This is a genomic window from Nitrospirota bacterium (assembly GCA_020851375.1).
Lineage (GTDB): Bacteria > Nitrospirota > 9FT-COMBO-42-15 > HDB-SIOI813 > HDB-SIOI813 > RBG-16-43-11.
Genome location: JADZCV010000017.1, coordinates 1 through 3,671 on the forward strand (window position 1 = coordinate 1; position 3,671 = coordinate 3,671).

Consider the following 3,671-nt stretch of genomic DNA (forward strand, 5'->3'; position numbering starts at 1 on the left):
ACTCCCTCAACGATGGCGGTATCAACAATAATTGGTTCGGTTCATATGTGCGGTATGTTTTCATGTCGTCTATTATATGGATTTTGTTGTCTTAGGTGAAGTAATTATTACTCGGACAGGCTCCTAGTGAAGCAGTTTTAGATTTTTATAGTGGGCAACCCTATCCATCGAATGTTCGTGTAAGCAAGGCAATCTTATCTATTAAATCCTCTGGTGGTTATGGTGATAGTCCCGATGTATTCCTTATCGGGGTTCCTGAGCTGAATGGAAATCCCTCTGATTTCTTGGGCGGTCATGATTATTTATCTTCGCCGGGATATTATTTTGGACCTTTTGGGGATGGGGATATTATTATAGACGTTACTGAGTTTATCTCATCTTCAATAATTGATGAGGGAAATTTAAAACATTTTAACCTTTTATTTATCTTAGCACCCATGTCTCTCGATCATGGTTTCAGGACTTATTCTTCGGCATCACTCAGGCTTAATCTCTCTAACGTGTCATCTGTACCCGAGCCTTCTTCAATCATTCTTTCAGGTGTAATGTTTGGGACATTGATCATCGGCAGACGCTTTTTAAGACGACCTATGAACTAATTATATTCATAGTCAGATCATAAGGATCCACAAGCTGAACTTCTATTGAGCTTATAACCTCATTCTGCTGTCTTATGCTCAGAAAAGCATACTCCTATTGTGAATGTGGGTTGGCGTGATACAGCGCAAGAGGCAATCCTTGGCGCGCAAGGAGTTGGTACGTGTAACTTACCGATGTAGAACAAGCAGTGGCGCATAAATAAATAGTCGCTGTCCCTATTTAACGACAGCGATAGCGAATATTTATTTCTGCATACAAACCTCTTGACTTTCCTGTATCCAGTCTTTATTGTGAAATTAAAATTTTGCATGGAGGTTGTTAAAAAATGGGTGTTATTTCCAAAGAAGACCTTATCAATAAAGCAGGAGATCTGAATGTCCTTCCTTTTGTGGCCAGGAAAGTGATTGAAACACTAAATGATGAAAACTGCACGATTGACAAACTCAGCGACATTATTGAAAAAGATCAGGCGATAGCAGCACGGATACTTAAAATATCCAACAGCGCATTGTATGGTCTGAGGCGTGAAGTTGCCAGTCTGCGTCAGGCGATAGTTCTCCTTGGATTAAGGACTATCAGAAGCCTGGTTCTTTCTATTTCCACCCGGGCGCTTCATAAGAATTTCGGTATGAAAGAGAAGATTTTATGGGATCATTCAGTTGGTGCTGCTATTGCCTCCAAAATGATTTCGGCGGGGCTGGAAGCCGAAGTTGGAGAATCTTCCTTCGTCGGCGGACTCATGCATGATTTCGGAAAGACTGTTATGAATAATGAATCTCCTGACGTTTTTGAAGAAGTAATGATGACGGTTTACAATGAGAATGATGAATCAATTTCTGCAGAAGAAGAGGTTTACGGCTTTAACCATGCGGAATTAGGGGCACGTGTAATCGAGAAATGGGGATTTAGTCCCCTGCTCGTCAGCATCCTGGAGAATCATCATTTAATAAATGTCAAACTTGAAGACATAAACAATCCGGTGGTTGCGAAAAGCGTGGCAGTAGTGAATCTTGCCGACCATATATGTAAATATTTGGGAATCGGATACAGGAATGCTGATGAATCTGTTAATCTGCATGAGCTACCTTCGTCAGTATTCCTCCGGTTTGGGAAGGATGCAGTGGACGGGTTGGCAGTTAATATTCTCCAGACGTATAATGTGGAAAAATCTGTTTTTGATTGAGTGGAGCTAAATGGCTAAATGGGGACAGCGACGATTTAGCGTACAGGCAAATCTCATGCTGCTATCCTAATCTCGAAAAGACAAATATTCATTTAAATATTAAATTTAATCAATAAGAGGAGGATAAGGCTATGAGAAAAATCCCGATGATCCTGTTGGCTGTAAGCACCACCCTTATTTTCGGAAGCCTGTCCTGGGCTGCGGAAGGAATGAAGCAGCAGGAATCCCAGGCGCAGTATTCTGCAGACAGCTCTGTTGAAACGGCAAAGGCAGTGTTGAAGTCGAAGGTCTATGTAGTGCCCGGTAAAGAAAGAAAAGAGCAGAAGATAGGGGACCGTGTCCAAATTACGATCAGGCGCTCAGATAAGGGTGTCATGTGGATGCTTATGCCGGAAGAGAAGATGTATATGGAGATGGGCATGAATCAAGGACAACAGCAAGGTTCCGACGCGGACATATCGAAATATAAAACCGAAAAAGCCGAAGAGGTGGGGAAAGAGGTAATTGGCGGACACGAGGCAACCAAGTACAAGGTGATTATGACGGGTGAAGATGGGAAAAAATTCGGCGGGTTCGTCTGGGTTGTCAATCCGGGGATTCAGGTCAAAATGGATGCTATTTCCCAGGACGGGGATTCAAGAGAGCGGATCAAAATGGAGCTCACGAATCTGGAGATCGGACAACAGGCCCCGGCGCTATTTGAGATTCCGGCTGACTACACTAAGATGGAGATGCCAGGCTTGCCAGGGATGGGGAAGGGTGGAATGAAGGGGTTATTCGACAAGGTGCCGGGGTTTGGCCGGTAGTTGAATAAGAGACAAGGAGGTCGTTATGAGAAGATACCTTGCAATTATCGTGGTTTTATGCGGCCTCTTGGCTGGTATGTCTCACAGGGTTGACGCCGACGGTGAGTGTACTCCTAACAAGCAGTTGAAGGAATCCTTCAATGAGGCGGTGGCAGCAGAAAAATCCGGCAATCTTGCCCTCGCATTTAGTTCTTACAATTTTGCGAAATGGGGGGCCGGATGTGAAGGTCCGAATCTCTCTTCGAAAGAGGCGCAGGAGGGATGGAAGCGGGTCGGTTATAGATTAGGCAAGGAGGCTGAAACGAAAGGGAATTTTTATTCGGAAGGAAGTTACACTCAAGGACCGAATTCCAATAATCCCTTTAGGGTTGTGTTGAAAGATGCCGGTGCATTTCAGTGGTATAGCCAGATCGGCGAGTCAGAAGCAGCGGATCGGGTGATGAGTCAGTATGTCCGCTCCAGGACTAAAGACATAGAGGCCTTCAGAATCGGTGTCGTTCATTATTTCCAGGGGTTTAACGGGGGTGTGAATAATGCCGAGGCCCTCCGGGATCTGGAGAAGCAGGCCAGGTCCAACCCTGGAGATAAAGCGTTGAAGGTAAAAATTGGCTATCTGAAGGAACTTGAAAATATCGCTCTCAGAAACATTGATGAAGAGTTGGTTCAGGAGGAAAAGGCTTTCAATAAAAAAGAGATGCCGTTTGAGCAGAAAAACAAACCCGTTATGGAATCCCGGGAACATTTGATCATTGCCCGCGACTGGTACAACCTGTTTGGCGACCTCAGACAAAACAAGGCTGTGGAGCGGGCTGAGAAAAGAGGGGATGCTTTATCGAAAGATGATAAGCCGCAATCTCTGGCCAATGCGAGGGATTATTACGGTTTTGCGGAAGACGGCGAAAAAGCCAGAAAAGTCATTGAGAAGGCAAATAGGTTAGGTGACGTACATGCGAAGAAAGGTAAGCGGTTAGTTAACCGCACCCCTCAGAATTTCATGTTAGTGATGATGTCACGATCCGCATACTGCGGCAACAGCGCTTTGTAATCTTTATCACTTTGAGCCACAGGCAGGTTGTTAAAGA

At 44.5% G+C, this 3,671-nt stretch carries 3 protein-coding genes; all 3 read left to right on the forward strand.

Going from position 1 to position 3,671, the window contains the following annotated elements; genetic code table 11:
• The first annotated feature begins 925 nt into the window (after positions 1–925).
• The 3 genes from IT393_03625 (at position 926) to IT393_03635 (ending at position 3,634) form a co-directional block, all read left to right on the forward strand.
• Positions 926–1,783: an HDOD domain-containing protein gene (locus tag IT393_03625; GenBank protein ID MCC7201743.1), complete on the forward strand. Its 858-nt coding sequence runs from the start codon at positions 926–928 to the stop codon at positions 1,781–1,783.
• A gap of 131 nt (positions 1,784–1,914) precedes the next feature.
• Positions 1,915–2,589, forward strand: coding sequence for a DUF4412 domain-containing protein (locus tag IT393_03630; protein ID MCC7201744.1), 675 nt, complete (start codon positions 1,915–1,917; stop codon positions 2,587–2,589).
• A 25-nt stretch (positions 2,590–2,614) separates the two neighbouring features.
• A complete protein-coding gene (locus IT393_03635) occupies positions 2,615–3,634 on the forward strand; it encodes a hypothetical protein (GenBank protein ID MCC7201745.1) in 1,020 nt (339 codons plus the stop codon).
• Positions 3,635–3,671: the final 37 nt, after the last annotated feature.

Coding starts and splice junctions, on each gene's coding strand:
- IT393_03625 (MCC7201743.1), top strand. CDS start 926: ATGGGTGTTATTTCCAAAGAAGACCTTATCAATAAAGCAGGAGATCTG.
- IT393_03630 (MCC7201744.1), top strand. CDS start 1,915: ATGAGAAAAATCCCGATGATCCTGTTGGCTGTAAGCACCACCCTTATT.
- IT393_03635 (MCC7201745.1), top strand. CDS start 2,615: ATGAGAAGATACCTTGCAATTATCGTGGTTTTATGCGGCCTCTTGGCT.